Here is a 1,624-nt window from a genome sequence, read left to right as displayed (position 1 = left end):
CCTCGGTGGCGCGCCCGGCGCGCGTCCTCGTCGACCACGACCTCGCCGAGCTGCTCGACCACGACGACTTCCGGCTGCGCCGCACACGGCGGGTCTCGGTCAAGGGCTACGAGCACCTCGAGCCGTGGGCGCTCAAGCGTCCACGCGAGAGCTGAGCGTCCGCGCCACCGCGTTGGCGGCCGCGCGCCCGGCCCGGTTCGCCCCGATCGTCGAGGCCGACGGTCCGTAGCCGACGAGCTGCACCCGCGGGTCGGCGGTGGCCGTCGTGGACGTGGCGAGCGTGGCGCCCAGCTGGATGCCACCCCTCGGTGAGCGCAGGTGCAGCGGCGCCAGGTGGTCGACGTCGGGGCGGAAGCCGGTGGCCCAGAGGATCACGTCGACCTGTTCCGTCCGCCGCCCACGGCCCGGCACCCCCGCCGGGTCGTCGCCCCACACGGCGCCGTCCGGCACGAGCCGGTCGAACATCGGCAGCCGCTCGTAGGCGCCGAGCCGCTCGGCCTCGGCCTCCTGCTCGCGCAGCATCAGCCCGGTCACGCTCACGACGCTGCGCGGCGGGAGCCCGGCCCGGACCCGCTCCTCGACCATCGCCACGGCCTCGCGGCCCGCCTCGGGGTCGAAGGGCTCGGTGCGCCACACGGGCTCGCGGCGGGTCACCCACAGGGTGTCCGTGACCGGCCGCAGCGCGCCGAGGAACTGGACGGCCGAGGCGCCGCCGCCGACCACCATGACGCGCCGCCCGCGGAAGTGCTCCGGGCCGGGGTAGTCGACGGTGTGCAGCTGCTCGCCTGCGAAGACCTCCTGGCCGGGGTAGCGCGGCACGAACGGCCGCCGCCAGGTCCCGGTGGCGTTCACCAGGGTCCGGGTGCGCCAGGTGCGGTCACCGGCGTGGACGACGAGGAGGTCGTCCCCCGTTCCTGGCACCGACTCGACCCGGTCGACCGCCACCGGTCGTTCGACCGGCAGGTCGTGCGCCCGCTCGTACGCGGCGAAGTAGGCGGGCACGAAGACGTTGGCCCGCTCGTGACCCTCGGCCGGGGGCACGGGCGCGTCGGGCAGGTCGGCCACGCCGTGCACGTCGGACATGGTCAGCGCGTCCCAGCGGTGCTGCNGGTACGACGCGGAGAGGCCGGCCTGGCCTGCACCGATCACCACGCTCTCGAGGACCTCCACGTCCACGGGAACGCCGGGAGGCCCGGGTCTATGCCCGTCAGCCGTGCAGCCGGGAACCCTTGAGCGACTTGTCGACCGCGTTCTTCGGCCCGTGCACCGCGATCCCCACGAGGTCGAGCGCGTCGGTCGGCACCGCCGCGACGGCCGCGCGGTTGGCGGCGTCGTGGCCGGTCGAGAACATCTCGTGGGTGTAGACCGCGAGGGGCAGCGCTCGGGACACGACCTTCGCGTGGGCTCGAGAGAGGGTCGCGGCATCAGCGGTCAGGACGACGACGGGCTGGCGCAGCAGTGGCAGGTAGCGCTGCCCGTCGGCGTCCTCGTACGGCTCGCCGAGGAGCTCGGGGTTCGCGGCGACCCCGCTCACGAGGAAGGCGGTCACGTTGAGCTCCTGCCAGGGGAGCAGGTCGTCGCGCAGGACGACGGCGATCTTGGTGTCGAAGCGGATGTCCTCCAT

The 1,624-nt window shown here is 74.5% G+C and carries 1 protein-coding gene and 1 pseudogene; both read right to left on the bottom strand.

Translation table 11 applies throughout. From position 1 onward, the window contains the following. Positions 1-132: 132 nt before the first annotated feature. Positions 133-1,108: pseudogene (locus ASF38_RS09030) on the bottom strand (NAD(P)-binding domain-containing protein); the annotation flags it as partial. A gap of 99 nt (positions 1,109-1,207) precedes the next feature. Beyond that, complete coding sequence (locus tag ASF38_RS09025; RefSeq protein WP_055962221.1) at positions 1,208-1,624, bottom strand: DUF2000 family protein; 417 nt, start codon at positions 1,622-1,624, stop codon at positions 1,208-1,210.

The organism is Aeromicrobium sp. Leaf272 (assembly GCF_001422865.1).
Taxonomy (GTDB): domain Bacteria; phylum Actinomycetota; class Actinomycetes; order Propionibacteriales; family Nocardioidaceae; genus Aeromicrobium.
Note: the sequence above shows the minus strand (reverse complement) of the source record. Positions and strands in the feature narration are given on the sequence as shown.